Annotated in this window: 20 protein-coding genes; 17 read left to right on the forward strand and 3 right to left on the reverse strand. The window is 65.7% G+C overall.

The genetic code is table 11. From position 1 onward, the window contains the following. Positions 1 to 237 precede the first annotated feature (237 nt). Complete coding sequence (locus NS355_RS13380) at positions 238 to 1,095, forward strand: zinc-binding dehydrogenase (protein WP_244489681.1); 858 nt, start codon at positions 238 to 240, stop codon at positions 1,093 to 1,095. Continuing rightward, positions 1,092 to 2,324 carry an NAD(P)/FAD-dependent oxidoreductase gene (locus tag NS355_RS13385; protein ID WP_058746170.1) on the forward strand — a complete coding sequence of 411 codons (1,233 nt, stop codon included), beginning with the start codon at positions 1,092 to 1,094 and terminating at the stop codon, positions 2,322 to 2,324. The genes NS355_RS13380 and NS355_RS13385 overlap by 4 nt, the downstream gene beginning before the upstream one ends. Here the strand turns inward: NS355_RS13385 and NS355_RS13390 are convergent. Continuing rightward, complete coding sequence (locus tag NS355_RS13390; RefSeq protein ID WP_058746171.1) at positions 2,316 to 3,839, reverse strand: acyl-CoA synthetase; 1,524 nt, start codon at positions 3,837 to 3,839, stop codon at positions 2,316 to 2,318. The two genes, NS355_RS13385 and NS355_RS13390, sit on opposite strands and share 9 nt — an antisense overlap. A 175-nt stretch (positions 3,840 to 4,014) precedes the next feature. Between NS355_RS13390 and NS355_RS13395 the strand changes: the two genes are divergently transcribed. The 13 genes from NS355_RS13395 to NS355_RS13455 all read left to right on the forward strand — a co-directional run bounded on the left by NS355_RS13395 (position 4,015) and on the right by NS355_RS13455 (position 16,438). Then, positions 4,015 to 5,157 (forward strand): acyl-CoA dehydrogenase family protein, encoded by a 1,143-nt coding sequence (locus NS355_RS13395; RefSeq protein ID WP_058746172.1) that lies wholly within the window; start codon positions 4,015 to 4,017, stop codon positions 5,155 to 5,157. Then, on the forward strand, positions 5,150 to 6,331 hold the full coding sequence (locus NS355_RS13400; protein WP_058746173.1) for an acetyl-CoA C-acyltransferase: 1,182 nt from the start codon (positions 5,150 to 5,152) through the stop codon (positions 6,329 to 6,331). Before NS355_RS13395 ends, NS355_RS13400 begins: the two co-directional genes overlap by 8 nt. An 18-nt stretch (positions 6,332 to 6,349) precedes the next feature. After that, positions 6,350 to 7,111 carry an SDR family NAD(P)-dependent oxidoreductase gene (locus tag NS355_RS13405; RefSeq protein WP_058746174.1) on the forward strand — a complete coding sequence of 254 codons (762 nt, stop codon included), beginning with the start codon at positions 6,350 to 6,352 and terminating at the stop codon, positions 7,109 to 7,111. Continuing rightward, positions 7,108 to 8,286, forward strand: a complete 1,179-nt coding sequence (locus NS355_RS13410; protein ID WP_058746175.1) for an acyl-CoA dehydrogenase family protein — start codon at positions 7,108 to 7,110, stop codon at positions 8,284 to 8,286. Before NS355_RS13405 ends, NS355_RS13410 begins: the two co-directional genes overlap by 4 nt. Further along, the gene (locus NS355_RS13415) at positions 8,283 to 9,059 is read left to right on the forward strand and encodes an enoyl-CoA hydratase-related protein (RefSeq protein WP_084787938.1); all 777 of its coding nucleotides are present in this window, start codon (positions 8,283 to 8,285) and stop codon (positions 9,057 to 9,059) included. Before NS355_RS13410 ends, NS355_RS13415 begins: the two co-directional genes overlap by 4 nt. A gap of 2 nt (positions 9,060 to 9,061) precedes the next feature. Further along, entirely contained in the window at positions 9,062 to 10,132 is a 1,071-nt protein-coding gene (locus NS355_RS13420; RefSeq protein ID WP_058746204.1) for a phosphotransferase, read from the forward strand. Continuing rightward, positions 10,129 to 10,911, forward strand: coding sequence for an enoyl-CoA hydratase/isomerase family protein (locus NS355_RS13425; protein ID WP_058746177.1), 783 nt, complete (start codon positions 10,129 to 10,131; stop codon positions 10,909 to 10,911). Before NS355_RS13420 ends, NS355_RS13425 begins: the two co-directional genes overlap by 4 nt. A 1-nt stretch (position 10,912) precedes the next feature. Further along, positions 10,913 to 12,073 carry an acetyl-CoA C-acetyltransferase gene (locus tag NS355_RS13430; RefSeq protein WP_058746178.1) on the forward strand — a complete coding sequence of 387 codons (1,161 nt, stop codon included), beginning with the start codon at positions 10,913 to 10,915 and terminating at the stop codon, positions 12,071 to 12,073. Beyond that, positions 12,073 to 13,062: an NAD(P)H-dependent flavin oxidoreductase gene (locus NS355_RS13435; RefSeq protein WP_058746179.1), complete on the forward strand. Its 990-nt coding sequence runs from the start codon at positions 12,073 to 12,075 to the stop codon at positions 13,060 to 13,062. The genes NS355_RS13430 and NS355_RS13435 overlap by 1 nt, the downstream gene beginning before the upstream one ends. Next, entirely contained in the window at positions 13,062 to 13,376 is a 315-nt protein-coding gene (locus NS355_RS13440; protein WP_058746180.1) for a 2Fe-2S iron-sulfur cluster-binding protein, read from the forward strand. The genes NS355_RS13435 and NS355_RS13440 overlap by 1 nt, the downstream gene beginning before the upstream one ends. Before the next feature lie 1,088 nt (positions 13,377 to 14,464). Further along, positions 14,465 to 14,596 (forward strand): hypothetical protein, encoded by a 132-nt coding sequence (locus NS355_RS19425; protein WP_275934728.1) that lies wholly within the window; start codon positions 14,465 to 14,467, stop codon positions 14,594 to 14,596. Positions 14,597 to 14,869: 273 nt separating this feature from the next. Continuing rightward, positions 14,870 to 16,003 (forward strand): FMN-dependent L-lactate dehydrogenase LldD, encoded by a 1,134-nt coding sequence (gene lldD, locus NS355_RS13450; RefSeq protein WP_058746182.1) that lies wholly within the window; start codon positions 14,870 to 14,872, stop codon positions 16,001 to 16,003. A gap of 180 nt (positions 16,004 to 16,183) precedes the next feature. Next, positions 16,184 to 16,438 (forward strand): hypothetical protein, encoded by a 255-nt coding sequence (locus tag NS355_RS13455; RefSeq protein ID WP_058746183.1) that lies wholly within the window; start codon positions 16,184 to 16,186, stop codon positions 16,436 to 16,438. On the opposite strand, the gene NS355_RS13460 is transcribed toward NS355_RS13455, so the two are convergent. Together NS355_RS13460 and NS355_RS13465 are read right to left on the reverse strand one after the other, a co-directional pair. Continuing rightward, positions 16,422 to 16,919 (reverse strand): isoprenylcysteine carboxyl methyltransferase family protein, encoded by a 498-nt coding sequence (locus tag NS355_RS13460; protein WP_058746184.1) that lies wholly within the window; start codon positions 16,917 to 16,919, stop codon positions 16,422 to 16,424. The genes NS355_RS13455 and NS355_RS13460 overlap by 17 nt on opposite strands. Then, entirely contained in the window at positions 16,916 to 17,968 is a 1,053-nt protein-coding gene (locus tag NS355_RS13465) for a type III polyketide synthase (RefSeq protein WP_058746185.1), read from the reverse strand. The genes NS355_RS13460 and NS355_RS13465 overlap by 4 nt, the downstream gene beginning before the upstream one ends. A 125-nt stretch (positions 17,969 to 18,093) precedes the next feature. On the opposite strand from NS355_RS13465, the gene NS355_RS13470 reads away from it, so the two are divergent. Next, on the forward strand, positions 18,094 to 19,650 hold the full coding sequence (locus NS355_RS13470) for a DHA2 family efflux MFS transporter permease subunit (RefSeq protein ID WP_058746186.1): 1,557 nt from the start codon (positions 18,094 to 18,096) through the stop codon (positions 19,648 to 19,650). A 331-nt stretch (positions 19,651 to 19,981) separates the two neighbouring features. Beyond that, positions 19,982 to 22,207 carry a catalase/peroxidase HPI gene (katG, locus tag NS355_RS13475; protein WP_058746205.1) on the forward strand — a complete coding sequence of 742 codons (2,226 nt, stop codon included), beginning with the start codon at positions 19,982 to 19,984 and terminating at the stop codon, positions 22,205 to 22,207. Positions 22,208 to 22,275 lie beyond the last annotated feature (68 nt).

A 22,275-nucleotide genomic window follows, 5' to 3' on the forward strand; every position in this document is an offset into this window, starting at 1 on the left:
TTCTTGATTCGGTTGTATTGTACTGATACTGATTATCTTGGTAGTTCATATTTGTGGGGGGAAGGAGAAGGAGAAAAAAGAGAGAGAAAAGAGAAGAGGAGGAGGAAGAGGAAGAGGGGGAGAAGAGAAAGGGGAAAAGGGAAGAGGAAGAAAGAGGAGAGAAAGAGAGAGGAAGGGGGAGAGAGGAGAAAGGAGAGGAGGGGCGAGTTCGAGGGGCTGGCGGTCGGCGATGCGGTGGTGCTGGGTTTTTCCAGCTGCGGGCACTGCGCGCGGTGCGACGATCATCTGCCCAGCTATTGCCGGGAGTTCCCGCCGCTCAACTATGCGGGAATGCGGCTAGAGGATGGGTCGAAGGCCTATTCCAAGGACGGCGAGGCAATCTCGTCGCACTTTTTCGGCCAATCGAGCTTTGCCGCCCATGCCATCGTTCGGGCGGGCAATGTCGTAAAGGTCGAGGATACGGCCGCTCCGCTCGCGATCCTGGGGCCGCTGGGTTGTGGATTCCAGACGGGGGCGGGGGGTGTGATGCGCTCGATGGCGTGCCATGCGGGATCGTCGATCGTGATCGTCGGCGGCGGGCCGGTCGGGCTGGCGGCTGTGATGGGGGCAAAGATCCGGGATTGCGCGACGATTATCCTGGTCGAGCCGCTCGAGAAGCGCCGCGACCTGGGACTCGAACTGGGCGCGACCCGTGTGATCGACCCGATGGCGGGCGACGTGACCGCCGCGATCCGCGAGATCGTGGCTGACGGCGTTGACTATGCCTTCGATACCAGCGGCCGGGTGGAGATGATGGAGGCGGTGCTCGCCGCGCTGACCCCGCGCGGGATGCTGGGGCTGGTCGGCGTGCCGGGCAAGGCGGACGCGGCGCTGACCATCAACATCGCCGGCATGATCACTTATGGCCAGCGGGTCGTCGGCATCATGGAGGGTGACAGCGATCCGCAGAGCTTCATTCTCGAGCTGATCGCCGCGCACCGCGACGGGAAGTTCCCCTTCGACAAGCTGGTTCGAACCTTCCCGCTGACCGATATCAACGCGGCGATCGATGCGCAAAAGCGCGGCGATTGCGTCAAGGTGGTGCTGATCCCGTGAGCGCAGGGCATTTCGACGTGTTGATCGTCGGTGGCGGTCATGCAGGCGCGCAGGCGGCGGTTGCGATCCGGCAAGAGAAATTCGCGGGTTCCGTCGCGATCTTGGGGGCTGAGCCGCACCCACCTTATGAGCGCCCGCCCTTGTCCAAGGAATATCTGGCGGGCGTCAAATCCTTCGAACGCATCCTCATCCGACCCGAGACGTTCTGGGCCGAGCGCGGTGTCTCGCTTCTGCTCGGTGAAACGGTCGTGACGGTCGATCCCGTTGCCAGGTCGGTGCAGACCGGGGGCGGCCAGACTATCGGCTATGGCGAATTGATCTGGGCGACCGGGGGCGAGCCCCGTCGCCTGACCTGTGCCGGGCATGATCTGGCAGGCGTCCACGCCGTTCGGACCCGCGCCGATGTCGACCGGCTGCTCGGCGAGCTGGACCTGGCCGAGCGGATCGTCGTGATCGGCGGCGGCTATATCGGGCTGGAGGCTTCGGCCGCGCTGTCGAAGTTCGGTAAGAGCGTGACGTTGGTCGAGGCGCAGGACCGGGTGCTGGCGCGCGTCGCGGGCGAGCCGCTGTCCCGCTTCTACGAGGCGGAGCATCGGGCGCATGGCGTGACGCTGATGCTGGGTGTCGGTGTTTCCTGCATCGAGGGCGGGGGCCGGGTGACCGGCGTTCGGCTCGCCAGCGGCACGCTGCTGTCCGCCGACATGGTCATCGTCGGCATCGGCATCGTCCCAGCCGTCGAGCCGCTGGTACAGGCGGGGGCGGAGGCGGGTAATGGCGTGATCGTTGACGGCTTCTGCCGGACCAGCCTGCCGCATATCCACGCCATCGGCGACTGTGCCGCACATGCCAACCGCTATGCCGATGGCGCTGTAATCCGGTTGGAGTCGGTACAAAATGCCAATGACCAGGCGGTGACGGCGGCGCGCGATATCGTCGGGCGGCCGGTGACCTATGAAGCGGTGCCATGGTTCTGGTCGAATCAATATGACCTTAAGCTGCAGACCATAGGCCTATCGGCGGGGCATGACGCGGCGGTATTGCGCGGCGATCCGGCGGCGCGAAGTTTCTCGGTCGTCTATCTACGGCAGGGGCGGGTCATCGCCATCGATGCCGTCAACGCTGTCAAGGATTATGTCCAGGGCCGCGCCTTGGTTCAGGCGGGCGCGGCGATCGCGCCGGATGCGCTCGCCGATACGACCCGGTCGCTGAAAGACCTCCTTTCAGCCTGACGCGGCATAGCGGTCGCGCAGCAGCCGCTTGAACAGCTTGCCGGTCGGTTCGCGGGGCAGTTCGTCCAGAAACGCGAACCGGCGCGGCGTCTTCACCCCGCCCAGTTCCCGCCGGGCAAAACACTGGAGTTCTTCCGCCAGCGTCTCGTCGCCTGTGATCCCGGCGGCGGGCTGGACGATCGCCATCACCGTCTCGCCCATCTCCTCGCACGGCACGCCAATCACCGCCGCGTCGACGACCTTTGGGTGGGTGACGAGCAGATTTTCAATCTCCTGCGGATAAATGTTCACCCCGCCGGATATGATCATGAAGCTCTTGCGGTCCGACAGGTACAGATAACCGTCCTCGTCGACCCGCCCGATATCGCCCAGCGTTGCCCAGCCCTGCGCATTATGGGCCTCGGCGGTCTTGGCGGGATCGTTGAGATAGGCGAATTGGGGGCCGTCGCTGAAATAGACATTGCCCGTCTCGCCCGCCGCCAGTTCGAGGCCCCGGTCGTCCAGTATGTGAAGCTTGCCAAGCACCGCGCGACCGACCGATCCCGGCCGTTGCAGCCATTCCTTGCTGCTCAGCGCAGTGATGCCGCAACATTCGGTGCCCGAATAATATTCGTGCACGATGGGGCCCAGCCAGTCGATCATCGCCTGCTTGACCGGCACGGGACAGGGCGCGGCGGCATGGATGACTGCGCGCAGCGAGGACAGGTCATGGCGCAGTCGCTCGGCATCGGGCAGTTTGAGCATCCGTACGAAATGCGTCGGCACAAAGGTGGCATGGGTGACGCGGTGGCGCTCGACCAGCGCTAGGGCCGTCTCCGGCTCGAACCGCTCCATGACGACCACCGTCCCGCCCAGCTGCTGCGCCGCCATCGCCCATCGCAAGGGCGCGGCGTGATAGAGCGGCGAGCTGGACAGATAGACCATATCCTGCCCCATGCCGTACAGCGCCTGTCCCATTCGCATCAGTGGCGTCGACGCATCGATCGGCCCCGTCGGGAGCGGCGGCATCACGCCCTTGGGCCGCCCGGTGGTTCCCGAGGAATAGAGCAGGTCGGTGCCAGCACTTTCGTCCGCGATCGGCGTTTCGGGATAGCCCCCGGCGGCCAGGCTCCAGTCGGCAAACCGGGCGTCCGATCCCGTCCAGCGATAGGTCAGTAGCGTTGGAATATCCGCAACAGCCTCGCGCGCCAGATCGGCGTAGGCGGGCGAGACGACCAACAGCCTGGCCCCGGAGTCGCGCAGGATATAGGCCATGTCGCGCGCGCTGAGCTTGCAGGAGATCGCGGTCTGGTACAGCCCCGACCGCTGCGCTGCCCAGCCCAGGATGAAGGCTTCGGCCGCATTGGCGAAGACGGTGGCGACGACATCGCCCCGTTTCAGTCCGAGCGCCCGCAACAGATGGGCGCTTTGGTTCGACCGGGCGTCGAGTTCGGTAAAGCTGATCGATTCGCCGGTCCCGCCCATGACGATGGCGGGCTTGTCGGGATGGCGTGCGGCATGGTTCGCCGGGTGCATCGGGCCTCTCCTTATATCTTATGGCGCCATGCGAACCACGGTGGCGCCCCGTGCGGCAACGGGCGCGCAAGAAATGTGAAAAAGCACGGCGATGCCGGACAAAGCCTGTCGCGGCATTGTCGGCTATCCATGGGGCAACAGGCATCCCGGCGAACGGGAGCATGGGAGAGGCCCTTTGGTTCTGAACGACGAACAGGTCGCGATCCGCGACGCCGTCCGTGACTTCGCCCAGGAACGCATCCGCCCCCAGGCGGCGGCATTCGAGGCGTCAGGCGGCTATCCTCCCGCGTTATTCCGTGAACTGGGCGAGCTGGGCCTGATGGGCATGACTGCTCCCGCCGAATTGGGCGGGGCGGGGGCTGATTATGTGTCCTACGCGCTGGCGTTGATCGAACTGGCCAGTGCCGACGGGGCGCTGTCGACCATCGTGTCGATCCAGAATTCGATCATGGTCAACGGCCTGATCGCCTTCGGGTCGACCGTGCAGAAGGAGCGCTGGTTGCCCGGTCTGGTCAGCGGCACCGCAATCGGCGCTTTCGCCCTGACAGAGGCAGATGCCGGGTCCGACGCCGCCGCGATCCGCACGCGCGCCCAGCGGACCGACGACGGCTGGCGGATCGACGGGGCCAAGCAGTTCATCACCTCCGGCAAGATTGCTTCGGTCGCGATGGTGATCGCGGTCACCGACCCGGCGGCGGGGCGCAAGGGCATGTCCGCTTTCCTCGTGCCCACGGACGCCCCCGGCTATGGCGTCGACAAGGTCGAGCACAAGCTCGGGCAGGGGGCCTCCGACACCTGCGGCTTGCGCTTCGAGGATTGTCGGGTCGGTGCCGACGCCCTGTTCGGCGAGGAAGGGCGCGGCTATGCGATGGCGCTTGCCAACCTGGAATCCGGGCGGATCGGCATCGCGGCCCAGTCGGTCGGCATGGCGCAGGGCGCGCTGGACATCGCCATCGCCTATGCCCGTGATCGCCGGAGCTTCGGCAAGCCGATCATCGAGCATCAGGCGGTCGGCTTCCGCCTGGCCGATCTCGCTACCCGGCTGGAGGCCGCGCGCCAGATGGTGCTGCATGCCGCCGCGCTGAAGGATGCGGGACTTCCCGCTTTGCAGGCCGCATCCATGGCGAAGCTCTTCGCGTCCGAAACTGCCGAGGCGGTGGTGTCGGGCGCGATCCAGACGTTGGGAGGCTATGGCTATCTGGAGGAGTTCGGGCTGGCCAAAACCTATCGCGATGTCCGCGTCTGCCAGATTTACGAGGGCACGTCGGACATACAGCGGATGGTGATCGCGCGGGGACTGGGAAGCCATCATGGTTGATCCAATCGTCATTCTGGGCAGCGCCCGGACGCCGATGGGCGGGTTCCAGGGCGCCTTCGCCACGCTGAACGCGGTCGAGCTGGGCGCAGTCGCGGTGTCCACTGCGGTGGAACGCGCTGGTGTCTCGCCGGACTTGATCGAGCGCATCATCATGGGCTGCGTCCTGCCCGCCGGGCTGGGCCAGGCACCCGCCAGGCAGGCGGCGCTTAAGGCGGATCTGCCGCAATCGGTCGAGGCGACGACGGTCAACAAGATGTGCGGATCGGGGATGCAAGCGGTCATCATGGCGGCCGAAGCAATCGCCGCCGGATCGGCGCGGATCGTCGTGGCTGGCGGCATGGAAAGCATGACCGGCGCCCCCTTCCTGCTGCCCAAGCATCGCGGCGGCGCGCGGATCGGCCATGATCGGGTGATCGACTCGATGATGATGGATGGGCTGGAGGACGCCTATGATCGCGGCAAGCCGATGGGAGCTTTTGCCGAGGACTCAGCTCGAGCCTATGGTCTGACCCGCGGCGCGCAGGACGCCTATGCCCTTGAAAGCCTGGCGCGGGCACAGGCGGCGATCGAGCAGGGCGCGTTCGTCGGAGAGATCGCGGCGGTTCCGGTGACGGGCCGCGGCGGCACGGTGCTGGTCGATCGCGATGAACAGCCGGGCAACGCCCGTCCCGACAAGATACCGGCTCTGCGACCCGCCTTCGCGGCTGATGGGACGATCACGGCGGCCAGTTCCGCTTCAATTTCAGACGGAGCCGCCGCGCTGGTTCTGGCCCCGCTCAGCGTTACGGAGCGCAAAGGACTGATCCCGCAGGCGCGGATCGTCGCCGCCGCCGCCCATGCGCACGCACCCGCCCTGTTCACCACTGCGCCCGTCTTCGCGATCCGCAAGGTGCTGGAGCGGGCGGGCTGGGGTGTTGCCGATGTCGATCTGTTCGAGGTCAACGAAGCCTTTGCCGCCGTCGCGATGATCGCGATGCACGATCTGAGCATCCCCCGCGACCGGATGAACGTGAACGGCGGCGCGACGGCGCTGGGCCATCCCATCGGTGCCAGCGGTGCGCGGATCATCGTCACGCTGATCGCCGCGCTGCGGGCACGGGGGCTGCGCCGCGGCGTGGCGGCTTTGTGCATCGGCGGCGGCGAGGCGACGGCCATCGCCATCGAAATCATCTGATAGGAAAAGGACAGCAACATGGATATCCAGGGCGTTGCAGCCATCGTTACGGGAGGCGCATCGGGGCTGGGCGGCGGCACGGCAGAGCGGCTGGCGCGGGTGGGGGCGAAGGTGACCATCTTCGACCTGAACGCTGAGCTGGGCACTGCGCTGGCCCAGCACATCGGCGGCCACTTCGTCCGGGTCGACGTGACCGACGAAACTGCGGTTGCCGCCGCGATCCAGGAAGCCGAAGGGCTGCATGGCAAGGCGCGCATCCTGGTCAATTGCGCGGGGATCGGCCCACCCGCCAAGGTCATCGACCGGGAGGGCCAGCCTTTGCCATTGGCCGCCTTCTCAAAGATCGTGACGATCAATCTGGTCGGCACCTTTAACGTCCTATCGAAATTCGCTGCCGCGCTGCACACCGCCGATCCACTGGGCGAGGAGCGGGGCGTCGTCATCAACACCGCCTCCGTCGCGGCCTATGACGGGCAGATCGGGCAGGCGGCCTATTCGGCGTCAAAGGGTGGCGTGGTCGGCATGACCTTGCCGATCGCGCGCGAGCTGGCGCGTTATGGCATCCGGGTGATGACGATCGCGCCGGGCATCTTCATGACCCCGCTGCTCGCCACCCTGCCGCAGGAGGCGCAGGACTCGCTTGGCGCGCAGGTGCCGTTCCCGTCGCGGCTCGGCCAGCCCGACGAATTTGCGCAGTTGGTTGAGGCGATCGTCACCAACCCGATGCTGAACGGTGAGACGATCCGTATCGACGGTTCCATTCGGATGGCACCGCGATGAGCCTGACCGGCCCCGCGCCCTCCGAACGCGCCGAGGCCATCGGCGTGGCGGTGGCGGCGTTCGTGCGCGAGGTGGTCGTACCTTATGAACACGACCCCCGCCGCGACGCGCATGGCCCCTCCGACGATCTTGTCATCGAGATGCGGGCTAAGGCCCGGGCGGCAGGCGTCCTTACTCCGCATATCCTGGCGGATGGCGAGCATCTGACTCAGCGCGAAACCGCCTATGTGCTGCGCCAGTCGGGCCTGTCGCCGCTGGGGCCGCTGGCGGTCAACACCGCCGCCCCGGACGAGGGCAACATGTACCTGCTCGGCAAGGTCGGCAGCGCGGAGCAGAAGCTACGCTTCCTCGATCCGCTGGTCCGGGGTGAGGCGCGCTCGGCCTTCTTCATGACCGAACCGGCGGAGGAGGGCGGGGCGGGCTCCGACCCGTCAATGATGCGGACCCGCGCTGTCCTCGACGGCAATCACTGGGTCGTGAACGGGCGCAAGGCGTTCATCACCGGCGCGCAAGGTGCGCAAGTCGGCATCGTCATGGCGAAGTCTGATGACGGGGCCTGCATGTTCCTGGTCGATTTGCCCGACCCGGCCATCACGGTCGAACGGGTGCTGGATGCGATCGACACCTCCATGCCCGGCGGCCATGCGGTCGTGCGCATCGAGAACCTTCGCATCCCCGCCGACCAGATGCTGGGTCAAAGTGGCGAGGGGTTCAAATACGCCCAGGTCCGCCTCGCTCCGGCGCGCCTGTCGCACTGTATGCGCTGGCTGGGGGCCTGCCTGCGGGCGAACGAGATTGCGACGGATTATGCCTGCCGCCGCGAGGCCTTCGGCAAGCCGATCATCGACCATGAGGGCGTCGGCTTCATGCTGGCGGACAACCGCATCGACCTGAAACAGGCCGAATTGATGATCGACTGGTGCGCGGGCGTGCTGGATGCGGGCGATAGCGGCGGCACGGAAAGCTCGATGACCAAGGTTGCGGTGTCCGAGGCGCTGATGCGCGTCGCCGACCGCTGCGTCCAGGTGATGGGTGGCACCGGCGTGACCGGCGACACGATCGTCGAGCAGGTGTTCCGCGAGGTGCGGGCCTTCCGCATCTATGACGGCCCGACCGAGGTCCACAAATGGAGCCTCGCCAAGACAATCAAGCGGGATTGGAGAGCCGCACAGTGACCCATCGCTATATCACCGTCGCGCAGGAAGGCCGTCTGACGATCGTGACGATCAATCGGCCGGAGGCGCACAATGCCCTGAACGCCGCCGCGCATGAGGAACTGGCGGCGGCGTTCGACGCCTTCGCTGCCGATCCCGACCAGTGGGTGGCCATCATCACTGGTGCGGGTGAGAAGGCGTTCTGCGCAGGGCATGACCTGAAGCAGCAGGCATCGGGCGGCGGCATGGAGACCCCGTCCAGTGGTTTCGGCGGGCTGACCGCGCGGTTCGACATGGCCAAGCCGGTGATCGGCGCCGTCAACGGCGTCGCGATGGGTGGCGGGTTCGAGATCGTGCTGGCGTGCGACATCGTGGTCGCCAGCACGCGCGCCGTCTTTGCGCTGCCGGAGCCGAGGGTCGGGCTGGCGGCATTGGCAGGTGGTTTGCAACGCCTGCCCCGCACCATCGGGCTGAAGCCTGCAATGGGCATGATGCTGACCGGGCGGCGCGTAAGTGCCGAGGAAGGACAAAGGCTGGGCTTCGTCAACGAGGTGGCGGAGGGCGACGTCCTGGCTGCCGCCCGGCGCTGGGCCGACGAGATACTGGCGTGCAGCCCCATGTCGATCCGCGCGACCAAGCAAGCGGTATTGCGCGGGCTGGACACGCCCACCGATCGGTTCCTGCGCGAGCAATGGGATTATCCGGCGATCGCGACGATGATGGCTTCGCAGGACGCCGTCGAGGGACCAGCGGCCTTTGCCGAGAAGCGGTCGCCACAGTGGAAGGGCTGCTGACCATGGTCAGTGCCCTCGATCACGTCGCCAACGCCGGAACCACGCCTGTCCGGGAGGTGCATCGCTTCGACGAAGCTACGCTGGCGGCATGGATGGCTGAGGCCATACCGAGTTTCGATGGTCCGTTGACGGTCGAACAGTTCAAGGGCGGCCAGTCCAACCCGACCTATCGCCTGTCTACGCCGAACGCCCGCTATGTCCTGCGCCGCAAGCCGCCGGGGCCGCTGGCAAAAGGCGCGCATGACGTGTTGCGCGAGGCGCGTATCCTGACCGCATTGGCCGATACCCCGGTGCCGGTGGCGCGAGTGCAGGGCGTGTGTGCGGATGAAGGAGTGATCGGCACGCCGTTCTTCGTGATGGAAATGATCGAGGGCCGCATCTTCTGGGACGCCAGCTTCGCCGACATCGACCGGGTCGAGCGCCCCGCCTATTTCGACGCGATGAACGCGACGATCGCGGCGCTGCACGGCATTGATCCGATCGCGGTCGGGTTGGGCGATTATGGGCGGCCAGGCAATTACTTCGCGCGACAAATCGCGCGCTGGTCCGGCCAGTATCTGGACGACGCCGATGCCGGGCGAAACGAGGATATGGATGCTCTGGTCGCGTGGTTGCCCGAGCACATACCGGCGGGGGACGAGAGCAGGATCGTGCATGGCGACTTCCGTTGCGATAACCTGATCTTTCATCCCATCGAGCCGCGTATTCTGGCCGTGCTGGACTGGGAATTGTCGACCTTGGGCCATCCGCTGGCCGACTTCGCCTATCACGCGATGATGTATCGGATGCCACCGGATATCGTTGCCGGGCTGGGCGGCGCGGACGTGGCTGCGCTGGGGCTGCCCTCCGAGCGCGATTATATCGCCGCCTATTGCGCGCGGACCGGACGCGACGGGATCACCGACTACGAATTCTACATTGCGTTCAATTTCTTCCGCATCGCCGCGATCTTCCATGGGATCAAGGGGCGGGTGATCCGGGGTAACGCCTCGTCCGCCCATGCCCGCGAACGTGCGGCGAGCTTTCCCCGGTTGGCGCGACTGGCTCGCGAAGCGATGGAGGCGTGTCGATGAGCAGTGTTCAGGTCCGCAAGGACGGCGGGGCCGCCTGGTTGACGCTCAACCGGCCCGAGGCGGGCAATGCGGTAAATCCGGCAATGGCGAGCGAACTGGCCGACGCTGCGCGCGAGGCGGCGGACGATCCGGCGATACGCTGCGTCGTGTTGACTGGAGCGGGACGCCTGTTCTGTGTCGGCGGCGATGTCGCCGCGATGGCGGGGGCTGGCCAAGAGGCAGGGTCTTTCCTCCGCGACCTGGCCGATACGCTGCACGGCGCGATCATCACGCTGACGGGCATGGCCAAGCCCCTGGTCGTCCTGGTCAACGGCCCGGCGGCGGGCGCGGGGCTGAGCCTGGGGATCATGGGCGACGTCGTGCTGGCCGCGCGATCGGCGCATTTCACCGCCGCCTATACAGGGGTCGGCCTCAGTCCCGATGGCGGGATGAGTTGGCTTCTACCCCGGCTCGTCGGGCTTCGCCGTGCGCAGGCGATCATCCTCACCAATCAGCGGATCGGGGCGGACGAGGCCGAGCGGATCGGCATGGTGACGCGGACGGTCGACGACGCAGACCTGATCCCGGAGGCCGAGGCGGTGATCGCACGTCTGATCGCCGCGCCGACTGCCGCGTTGGGTGCTGCCCGCCGCCTGCTGATCGACGGCGCAACCGCGACCCTTCGTGATCATCTCGACCGAGAGGCACAGACCATCGCCCGCGCCGGCGACCATCCCGAAGCGCATGAGGGGATTGCCGCCTTCGTCGAACGTCGCAAACCCGTTTTTCAAGGAGCCTGATATGGCCGATGCTTATATCGTAGACGCCGTTCGCACCGCCGGGGGGCGCCGCAACGGTCGATTGTCCGGCGTCCATCCGGCAGACCTCGCGGCTTATGTCCTGAACGCGTTGGTCGACCGCAACGACCTGGACCCCGCGGCGATCGATGACGTCATCATGGGCTGCGTCACCCAGGCCGGCGAACAGGCCTTCGCCTTTGCCCGCAACGCCGTCCTCGCTTCCAAGCTTCCCGACAGCGTGCCCGCCGTCACCATCGACCGGCAATGCGGGTCGTCGCAACAGGCGGTCCAGTTCGCGGCACAGGCGATCATGTCGGGTACACAGGACGTGGTGATCGCGGCGGGCACCGAGAGCATGAGCCGGGTGCCGATGTTCTCCAACCTCAGCTTCCACCAGCGCGAGGGTGTGGGAATCGGCCCGGTCAGCCCCAGCATCGCCGAGCGGTTCGGCGTAAAAGAGTTCAGCCAGTTCGCCGGTGCCGAGATGCTGGCACGCAAACATGGCTTCGACCGCGAGACGCTCGACCGTTTCGCGCTGGAAAGTCACCGCCGCGCCGCCGCCGCGACCGACGCAGGAGCATTCGCGAACGAAATCGTGCCGGTGCTGGTGGATGGTGGACCGCATGTCCGCGATGAAGGCATCCGCTACGACGCAACGCTGGAGAGCATCGGCTCGGTCAAGCTGTTGCAGGAGGGTGGCATGATCTCGGCCGCCAATGCCAGCCAGATCTGTGACGGAGCTAGCGGGGTGTTGGTGGTTAGCGAGCGGGCGCTGAAGGCGCACGGCCTTACCCCGATCGCGCGGATCGTCGACATGACGGTGACGGCGGGCGATCCCATCATCATGCTGGAGGAGCCGCTGTTCGCCACCGACAAGGCACTGAAGAAAAGCGGCCTGTCGATCGGCGATATCGACCTGTACGAGGTGAACGAGGCGTTCGCACCCGTCCCAATCGCCTGGCTCAAGCATGTCGGTGGCGATCCCGCCCGGCTGAACGTGAATGGCGGCGCGATCGCACTCGGTCACCCACTCGGCGCGAGCGGCACCAAGCTGATGGCCACGCTGGTCCATGCCTTGCGCGCACGGGGCAAGCGCTATGGCCTTCAGACCATGTGCGAGGGCGGCGGTATCGCCAACGTCACCATCATCGAGGCGCTGTGATGGCCCTCGCCACGCGCGTAACCAGGCTGCTCGGGATCGAACATCCCATCGTGCAGGGCGGCATGATGTGGGTCGGCCGGGCGGAGCTGGCTTCGGCCGTGTCCAATGCGGGCGGGCTGGGCATGCTGACCGCGCTGACGCAGCCGACGCCCGATGATCTGCGCCGCGAGATCGAACGCTGCCGAGGCATGACCGACAAGCCGTTCGGGGTGAACCTGACCATTCTGCCGTCGGTCACGCCGCCGCCCTATGCCGAATATCGCCGTGCGATCATCGACAGCGGGGTGCGGATCGTCGAGACGGCGGGCCACCGCCCGCAGGAGCATGTCGAGGACTTCAAGGCGCACGGCATCACGGTGATCCACAAATGCACCGCTGTCCGCCATGCCCTGTCCGCCGAACGGATGGGGGTCGACATCATCTCGATCGACGGGTTCGAATGTGCCGGTCATCCGGGTGAGGATGATATTCCGGGTCTGATCCTGATCCCCGCCGCCGCCGACAAGGTGAAGATTCCGATGCTGGCGAGCGGCGGTTTCGCCGATGGCCGGGGCCTGGTTGCCGCGCTGACGTTGGGGGCGGAGGGCATCAACATGGGCACCCGCTTCTGCGCGACGGTCGAAGCGCCGATCCATGATGCGATCAAGCAGTTGATCGTCTCGAACGACGAGCGTGCGACCAACCTGATCTTTCGTCGCTTTCACAATACGGGACGTGTGGCCAAAACCAGTGTGTCCGACCAAGTCGTCGAAATCTCCGCGCGTCCCGACGCCGTGTTCGAGGATATCCGACCGTTGGTGTCCGGGGCCAAGGGGCGGTCGGCGCTGGAAACCGGAGATCTGGACGCGGGGCTGATCTGGGCCGGGCAGGTTCAGGGACTGATCCATGACGTGCCGACATGTCGCCAGCTGATCGAGCGGATCGTCGGCGATGCACAAAATTTGATCGCAGCGCGGTTGAGCGGCTTCGTGAAGCAGGGGGACGCCTAATGGTAACGATCGAGGTCGTTACCCGTGACGGCGATCGTATCGAGGTCGAGGGCGCCGCAGATGTCAGCGTCATGGAAGCGATCCGCGATGCCGGTGTGGATGAACTGCTGGCGATGTGCGGCGGATGCTGCTCCTGCGCAACTTGCCATGTCTATGTCGAGGCGGGTGGAGAGGACCTGCCCCCGCCCGGTCCCGACGAAGACGATCTGCTCGACAGTAGCGACTATCGCACCGACCGATCCCGCCTCGCCTGCCAGCTCGCAGTTCGCAACATGCGCACCAGTTGCCGGATCCGTATCGCGCCTGAAGATTGAGGGTGAGTACGATCTGATCTGACACATCCCTCGCCGGACTGTGGGTCATCGGGTTCGTCGGCATCGGCCGTGAACTCGGATGACCTTTCGGGACTCTAGGGGGCAATCGTTGAAGCCAATGACCTGACAAGAAGGGCTTGAAGGACGGTACGTCTGACGTCCGTCCTTGCGCCGCATCGCATCGCATCGCATCAGCATGACGTCGGCGACGAAGCGGACAGGCAACGCCTATGAACGATGTCCGATCGTGACATGGGACGGCTCGACGTGCCCGCGAAGTACGCGGGCATCATGCTCAGCCTCTGCTTAGGCTACTGAAATCCACACGCGCCAGACTGAGCTGCCTGATCCGAACGTGTCGCAGCTGCTGCTGTGCAGTCATCGACCTTTGGGGCGATTCAATAGCCTTGCCTCATTGTACCCGCGGCTGTACCCCTTGCTGTGCAACTCGCTGACAGACGGGCTGCACGGCGACGCAAAATCAATGACTTAGCGCGCGGAAGAAATAGGTCAGGAATCCTGTCTCCCCGACCAGAATGGCGGTTTCCGCCATGCTTGCGATAGCCCACAGTGCTGCAAGCCCGCGCACTTGCCACTTGGCGCCGTCAAGGACAATTGCGACGATAACAGCGCTCGCGGACGCCGTCGGAGTGGCCAACAGGGTGGCGCTGCACTGCTCACCAACGAGTATATGGGCTAGATTGTCCAGAGCTTCCCCGAAGGCCGGAACAACCAACAGATCCCGCGCGGCTTTCCTGTCGGTCGCAGCTACACGAACACGTTGGGCTGTTTCGGGCGCAAAGTCGTTGAGCCAGGCACCGACGTGACGGCGGGATCGCTTGGCGCACCCCCTATGACGCGGTGTACGCGTTCGGCTGGCTTTCGGCGACTGGCAACGCGATCATGCTGACGGCGGTCGTCATGATTGCCTTCCTGCGAATGAAGCTGGCGGATGCCGCACGCACCCTTCGAGACGTTGAAAAGCCTGCTGGTTCCGATCTATTCGATCGGCATGGTCCTCGCCTTCGGATTCCTTGCCAATCATTCGGGACTGTCGGCGGCCCTGGCGCTGGCCTTGGCGCGAAGGGATGTCGCGCAAATTCCTGCGCGAGGCGATGTACCGGCTGGCGGCGCAAGGGCGGATCACCAATCACCCGCGCGCCGAGGCGATCCTGACCGAGCCGTTGGTGCAGCGGATCGAACAGGTGATCGAAGATTAGCTGGCCCTGCTGGTCGAGGCCAATCCGGGTTATGGCCACGATATCTTCGCGATCCGGAAGTCGCTCGACGATGCGGTGGACAGGGATCGTGTCCGCCGCCGACTCGGGGTACTAGAAAGCTGCAAGATGCAGACGGCGCGCGCGAGGCGGCCGATGTCCATTTCGATTTCGTGCGCAAGACGGTCCGGCAGGTAGTGCATAACCACGCCCCGTCCGGACGCGCGACCCCCGCGTGCAACGCCGACCCTTCGCTATAGATTTGGAAACGTTCCGATGATCATCTCCGCCACTACCGACTATCGCGAGGCCGCGCGACGTCGTCTGCCCCCGTTCCTGTTCCACTATATCGACGGCGGCGCTTATGCTGAATATACGTTGGGCCGCAACGTGTCCGACCTTTCCGACGTGGCGCTGCGCCAGCGGGTGTTGCGCGACGTCGTCGATATCGACCTGAGCACGACGCTGTTCGGACAATCGCTGGGGATGCCGGTGGTGTTGGCCCCCGTGGGACTGACCGGCATGTATGCCAGGCGCGGCGAGGTGCAGGCGGCACGGGCCGCAGCGGGCAAGCGGGTGCCCTTCACTCTGTCGACCGTGTCGGTCTGCGCGATCGACGAGGTGCAGCGCCAGTCGCCCGCGCCGATCTGGTTCCAGCTCTATGTGCTGAAGGATCGCGGCTTCATGCGCGACGCGCTGGAGCGCGCGCAGGCGGCGGGGGTGGAGACGTTGGTCTTCACCGTCGACATGCCGGTGCCGGGCGCCCGCTACCGCGATGCGCATTCGGGCATGTCGGGGCCCCACGCAGCGTGGCGGCGGATGCTGCAGGCGGTCACGCACCCGCGCTGGGCATGGGATGTCGGCGTCCATGGGCGGCCGCATGATCTGGGCAATATCTCGGCCTATCGCGGGGCCGCCACCGGGCTTGCCGATTACATCGGATGGCTCGGCGCGAACTTCGATCCGTCGATCAGCTGGCGCGACCTGCAATGGATTCGCGATTTCTGGAAGGGGTCGATCGTCATCAAGGGCATCCTCGACGTCGAAGACGCGCGGGAGGCGGTGCGCTTCGGCGCGCAGGGCATCGTCGTGTCGAACCATGGCGGGCGGCAGCTTGACGGAGTGCTGTCCTCGGCGCGCGCCTTGCCCGCCATCGCCGATGCGGTGAAGGAACAGCTCACGATCCTGGCGGACTCGGGAGTGCGGTCGGGGTTGGACGTGGTGCGGATGCTGGCGCTGGGGGCGGATGCGGCCATGCTGGGGCGGGCGTTCATCTATGCGCTGGCCGCCGATGGCCAGGCGGGGGTCGCCAATCTGCTCGACCTGTTCGACCGGGAAATGCGGGTGGCGATGGCTCTGACCGGCGTAAGAAAGATCGCGGACATCGATTCTACGATCATCGCACGCTGACGCCGGGGTTATCGAAAAGCCTATGCAGGATGCCGCTTTTCGGCATGGCGTCGGTGGAAATGGCACCCGCCGCGGATGATTGTCAGGCGCAGCGTCGCAAGATCGATGCGCCGAAAATCTGGCGTCTTGCCCATATCATAAGGTACATCGCAGCCACGATATCGAAGAGGTCCCAGTCCCATGATGTACAAAGCCCTGACCGTCGCGGCGCTCTTGTCGCTTCTCTCCATCGGCGTCGCCCAGGCCGAGTCCGATCCCGGCAAGAAGGCCTGCGTCGCCGAGGCACGGCGGTTGTGCCCGATGGAGATGAAGTCGATGAGCCGCAAGAAGGTCGAGGCCTGTATGATCCAGAAGATCGACCAGACCTCGCCCACCTGTCACGCCGCGATGCTACGGATCAAGGCCGAGCGCGAGGCGGCTACGACCCGGCGCTGAGGCCCAGAGCGCGGTTTTCCGCACCAATCCGGACATACAGCATCGCCGCGTTCAGGACGGTAAACAGCGCGGCGATGCCGACCAGTCCGAAGGTGAGGGGGAGCACCGCGATCTCGGCGGTAACGACCGCATAATTGGGGTGGCGCAGGAAACGGAACGGCCCCCGGGCAACCAAGGAGGCGCCCGGCAGGACGATGATCCGTGTCGTCCAGCGCGGACCCAAAGTCGCCAGCACCCAGATCCGCATCCCCTGCAAGACGGCGAAGACCAAGAGCAAGGGCCAGGAAACCGTCCGGTCGCCCACGCTGAACCACAAGGCGATCAGCCATGCGGTATGCATCGCGACCATCACCGGATAATGGCCCGCACCATATTCTCGCGCACCCGCGGCCATCAGCCGGGCGGTGTTGCGCCGTGCGATGACCAGTTCGCTCAATCGCTGGAGGGTGACGAACGCCATGATGGCATAGGGCAGGGTCATCGATTGCACTCTAGCACCAGCGAAGAGGCGGTAAAGCCCGGTCCCAGCGCGCTCAGCAGAGAGCGGGGCGGCAGGCCTTCCCGGCGATACCGATCCAGCACGAACAGCACGGTCGGTGCGGACATGTTGCCATGGTCGTGAAGGACCATCCGCTCCTGAACCAGGGCACCGTGATCGAGCCCGAGAGCGTTCTCCAGCGCATCCAGCACCCGCGCGCCGCCGGGATGGCAGATGAAGCGGTCGATATCCGACAGGGCGAACCCTTGCGTCGCCAGCATTCCAGTAACCGCCTGGCGCATCTCTCGCTCGACAAAGGTCGGGATCGCGCGGTTCAGGACGACCGCCAGCCCCGTCTGCTCGGTGCGCCACCCCATGATGTCGAGCGTGTCGTTCCAGGTATTTTCCGCGCTGCCGACGATCTGGGCAAAGCCTTCGTCGCCGGTTCGCAGCAGGCATGCCGCCGCGCCGTCACCGAACAGCGCGGTGGAGATCAGGTCGGCCTTGTCCGCGCCGTTCGTCCTCAGCGCCAGACTGCATAGTTCGACCGTCACGAACAGCACGGTGGCGCCCGGCCGCGCCCGTGCCAGATCGGCCGCGAGCGCCAGCCCGGTGGCGCCGCCCGCACAGCCCAAGCCGAAGACCGGCACGCGCCGCACGTCGTTCCGGAACGACAGATGCGCCATGGCTCGCGCCTCCAGGCTGGGCGTGGCGATTCCGGTCGAAGAGACGGTAACGATAGCGTCGACATCCCCGGCTTGCAGTCCGGCCTCTGCCAGCGCCCCGCTGGCGGCGGCGACGAACAGGTCGAGCGCGACATCGAGATAGGCGGCGCTGCGCTCTTCGAACGAGCGCGGCGTGCGATACCAGTCGAGCGGCATGGCCACCTGGCGCTCGGCGATGCCCGCATGGTCGAAGACGGGCGCCAGCCGATCGAAATCGGCGAAGCGGTTGCCAATCAACTCCCGCGCCGTGGCGAGGGCCTGATCCTGGGACAGTCGATGATGGGGCGTGCGGGTCGCAAGCGACAAAAGGGCAACCGGTTGAGACATGCACCGTCCGAGTAGCCGGTCATCCGGCGGAAATGGATACCGGAGCGCAACGATCCGCGTCGCGGCTTGTTCAACCTGTCGAAAAATACAGGATAGGGTCGACGGATGGCAGGCGAAGCGACGATATGACACCCGTGACCGCATCGCCGGCCCCCGAGCCGCAGCCGGCAAGGTTCGCCGCCTGGGCGGGCTTTACGTTCATGTGCCTGGGCATGTTTATGGCCATTCTGGACGTGCAGATCGTCGCAACCTCGCTGCCGACGATCCAGGCGGCGCTGCGCATCGCGCCCGATCGGATGGTCTGGATCCAGACCGCCTATCTGACCGCCGAGATCGTCGCGATCCCGCTGACCGGTTACCTGACCGATGTGTTGGGGATGCGGCGGCTGTTCGTCGGTGCGGTCAGCCTGTTCACGCTGGCCTCGATCGGGTGCGCGATGAGCGGCAGTTTCGAAAGCCTGATCCTGTGGCGGGTCCTTCAGGGTTTTTCGGGCGGGACGCTGATCCCCATCGTGTTCTCCGCCGTCTTTCTGCTGTTCCCGGTGCGGGTGCAGGGGTTGGCGACCACCATCGCCGGGGTGGCCGCCGTTCTGGCACCGACCATCGGGCCGATCGTCGGCGGTTGGGTGACCCAGTCCTTTTCGTGGCACTGGCTGTTCCGCATCAACATCGCGCCCGGTATCGTCGCGGCCTTGGGCGTGGCGTGGCTGTTGCGCGGCCAGGCGGCGATCGAACGGTCGGGCACGCGTCGCACCATCGACATCGTGGCACTCGTCCTGCTCGCCTTTGCGCTCGTCGCGCTGCAGATCGGGTTGAAGGACGCGCCGACGCGCGGCTGGGGCGATGCGCGCGTGCTGGGCCTGTTGGCGGTCTTCGTGAATTGCGGGATCGGCTTCGTCGTGCGGACATGGCGCGCGACGGTGCCGCTGGTTGAACTGCACTGTTTCGCCGACCGCAATTTCGCGATCGGATGCCTGTTCAGCTTCGTGCTGGGGTTCGGCCTCTTCGGCTCGACCTATCTGATGCCATTTTTCCTGGGGCTGGTGCGCGAGCACGGCGCACTGCGCATCGGCGAGATCATGCTGGTCACCGGCATCGCGCAATTGGTCAGTGCGCCCATCGCGGTCTGGGCCGAGCGGCGGGTCGATCCGCGCTGGCTGACGGCCTTCGGCTTCGGATTGTTCGCGATCGGCCTGTTGATGAGCATGGGGCAGACCGCACAGACCGACTTCCACGACATGATCCCGCCGCAGGTGGTGCGTGGCGCGGCGATCATGTTCTGCCTCTTGCCGCCGACCCGCATGGCACTGGGCCGGTTACCGCGCACGCTGGTCGCGGATGGCAGCGGGCTGTTCAACCTCATGCGCAACCTAGGTGGTGCGGTCGGGCTGGCGCTCGTCGACACCATGATCTTCAGCCGTGCCGCGACCGAGGGGCGTCATATCGCCAGCCGCCTTCAGGAGGGTGATCTCGACACGGCGCTGCGCATCGGCATCCCCAAGGATGCCTTCCTGGAACAACGCGGCCAGCCGCTCGACGATTTCGCCGTCGAGATGGTGCGCCCGCTGGTGGAGAAAGCCGCGCTTGTCCCCGCCGTCAACGCCGCCTGGGCGATGTGCGGGGTGCTGACCGCCATCGTCCTCATCGCGGTGCTATGGGTGCGGCGTACGCCCGTCGAGTGACGCGGGATATCCGCCCGTCAAAGGTTCCTGGACCCGATGGCGCCTTGTGGATGCTGGAGGATGGCGATGTCGGCCGGTTGCTGCGGTTGTCGTCTCGGCGGTCGGCGTAAGTCATCGGCGCCGGGCAGCGGGTTCGGACGTTCGATCGGAAAGATGGACCGCCATACCATTCGGCAACCAGTCAGGGTCCGAGGCATTTGGTTCCATGGACACAGTGCCGACGGTGATTGATTAATGAAATCTGTCAGGCCCGAAAAATCGCTTGGACAGTGTGCCGTCCGATGCGGCACCTTCGCCCCCATAGGAAAACCGGTTGGAAGAGGACTCCGAGATGGCCGATTACGAACAGCCCAAGGGCAGCGGTTGCCCGATGGGCGGCAGGGGCGGCGGCGAGGTCAAGGCGCGGTCGCTGTTGGGGCGGACCAACAAGGATTGGTGGCCCGACTCGCTGCCGGTCGACATGCTGCATCAGCACGGCGTCTCGCCCAACCCGATGGGCGAGGATTTCGACTATGCCAAGGCGTTCAGCGCGCTCGACTATACCGCCGTCAAGGCCGACCTGCTCGCGCTCATGACCGACAGCAAGCCCTGGTGGCCTGCGGACTATGGCCATTATGGCCCGTTCATGATCCGGATGGCCTGGCACGCCGCCGGCACCTACCGCGTGACCGATGGGCGCGGCGGGTCGTCCTCGGGTCAGCAGCGTTTCGAGCCGCTCAATTCCTGGCCGGACAATGGCAATCTCGACAAGGCGCGACGCCTGCTGTGGCCGATCAAGCAAAAATACGGCAAGCATATCAGCTGGGCCGACCTGTTCATCCTGGCGGGCAATGTCGCGATCGAGAGCATGGGCGGACCGACCTTCGGCTTCGCGGGCGGCCGCAAGGACGTCTACGCGTCGGAGGGTGATACCTTCTGGGGCGCAGAGGAACTGTGGGTCGACGAAGGCGCACAGACCCGCATCACCGAGGAACTGCCCGAACTCGAAGGGCCGCTCGCCGCGATCCAGATGGGTCTCATCTACGTCAACCCCGAAGGTCCCGGCGGCAATCCCGATCCGCTGACCTCGGCGCGTGACATGAAGGCGACGTTCCAGCGCATGGCCATGAACTCGGAAGAGACGGTGGCGCTGACCGCCGGTGGCCACGCCTTCGGCAAGGCGCATGGCGCCAAGCCCCCCACGGGCTTCAAGAACCCGGCGGCGGAGGCGATCCACCAGCAGGGGCTGGGCTGGCTGACCGACAGCGAGGAGATCGGCAAGGGGCACATCACGACCTCGGGCATAGAGGGGGCGTGGTCGAACAATCCGACGAAGTGGACCGGCGATTATCTGCGGCTGCTGTTCAAGTACGATTATGAGCTGACGCAAAGCCCGGCGGGTGCCAAGCAGTGGACCCCGGTCAACCCTGATCCGGAGGACATGGCCCCCGACGCGCGCGACCCTAACAAGCGCGTGCCGACGATGATGACCACCGCCGACATGGCGCTGAAGATGGACCCCGAGTTCCGTGAGATCGCGCTGCGCTTCCGCGACGACCAGTCGGCGCTCGACGACGCGTTCGCCCGCGCCTGGTTCAAGCTGACGCACCGCGACATGGGGCCGAAGATCCGCTATCTTGGGCCCGAAGCGCCTGAAGAGACGCTGATCTGGCAGGATCCCGTGCCCGAAGGCAGTGCGCCGTCGGATGCGGCCGTGGCCGCGTTCAAGAATGCCGTGCTGTCCAGCGGATTGACGGTTGCGCAGTTGGTGAAGACCGCCTGGGCTTCGGCATCGACCTACCGCCGGTCGGACCATCGTGGTGGCGCGAACGGTGCCCGTATCGCACTCGCCCCGCAGAAGGACTGGGCGGTCAACGAGCCCGAACAGCTCCAGACGGTGCTGGCCAAGCTGAACGAGTTGCGCGGTGACATGTCGCTGGCCGATGCGATAGTGCTGGCGGGGTCGGCGGCGGTCGAGAAGGCGGCGCGTGATGCCGGGTTCGACATCGAGGTTCCGTTCCTGGGCGGTCGCGGCGATGCGACGCAGGAATGGACCGATGTCGAGAGCTTCAAATGGATGGAGCCGCAGGCCGACGGCTTCCGCAACTATCTGAAGACCCGAAACCCGGTGAAGACCGAGGAACTGCTCCTCGACCGGGCGGCGCTGCTGGGGCTGTCCGCGCCGGAGATGACCGTGCTGGTCGGTGGCCTGCGCGTGCTGGGTGCCAACTTCGGCGATGCACCGGAAGGCGTGCTGACTAATCGCCCGGGGCAGCTGACCAACGACTTCTTCGTCAACCTGCTCGACAATGATACCTTCTGGGATCTGGTCGATGCGTCGAGCGACGAGAAGTTCATCGGTTACGACCGGGGCGGCCGCCAGGAAAAGTGGCGTGCGACGCGGACCGACCTGATCTTCGGCTCCAACTCGCAGTTGCGAGCGACCGCCGAGGTCTATGCCGAGAACGGGCATGAGGAGAAGTTCGTGCGCGACTTCGTGCGGGCCTGGGTGAAGGTGATGAACGCCGATCGCTTCGACGTGACCGCCAAGCCGGTGTCGGCCAACCAAGCCAGCTAAGGTCGCAGATTGCCTTACGGGGGCGTGGTGCACGGGACGCTGGTCCGGTGCACCACGCCCCTTTTTTA

It is taken from the genome of Sphingomonas yabuuchiae (assembly GCF_001477495.1).
Classification (GTDB): domain Bacteria; phylum Pseudomonadota; class Alphaproteobacteria; order Sphingomonadales; family Sphingomonadaceae; genus Sphingomonas; species Sphingomonas yabuuchiae_A.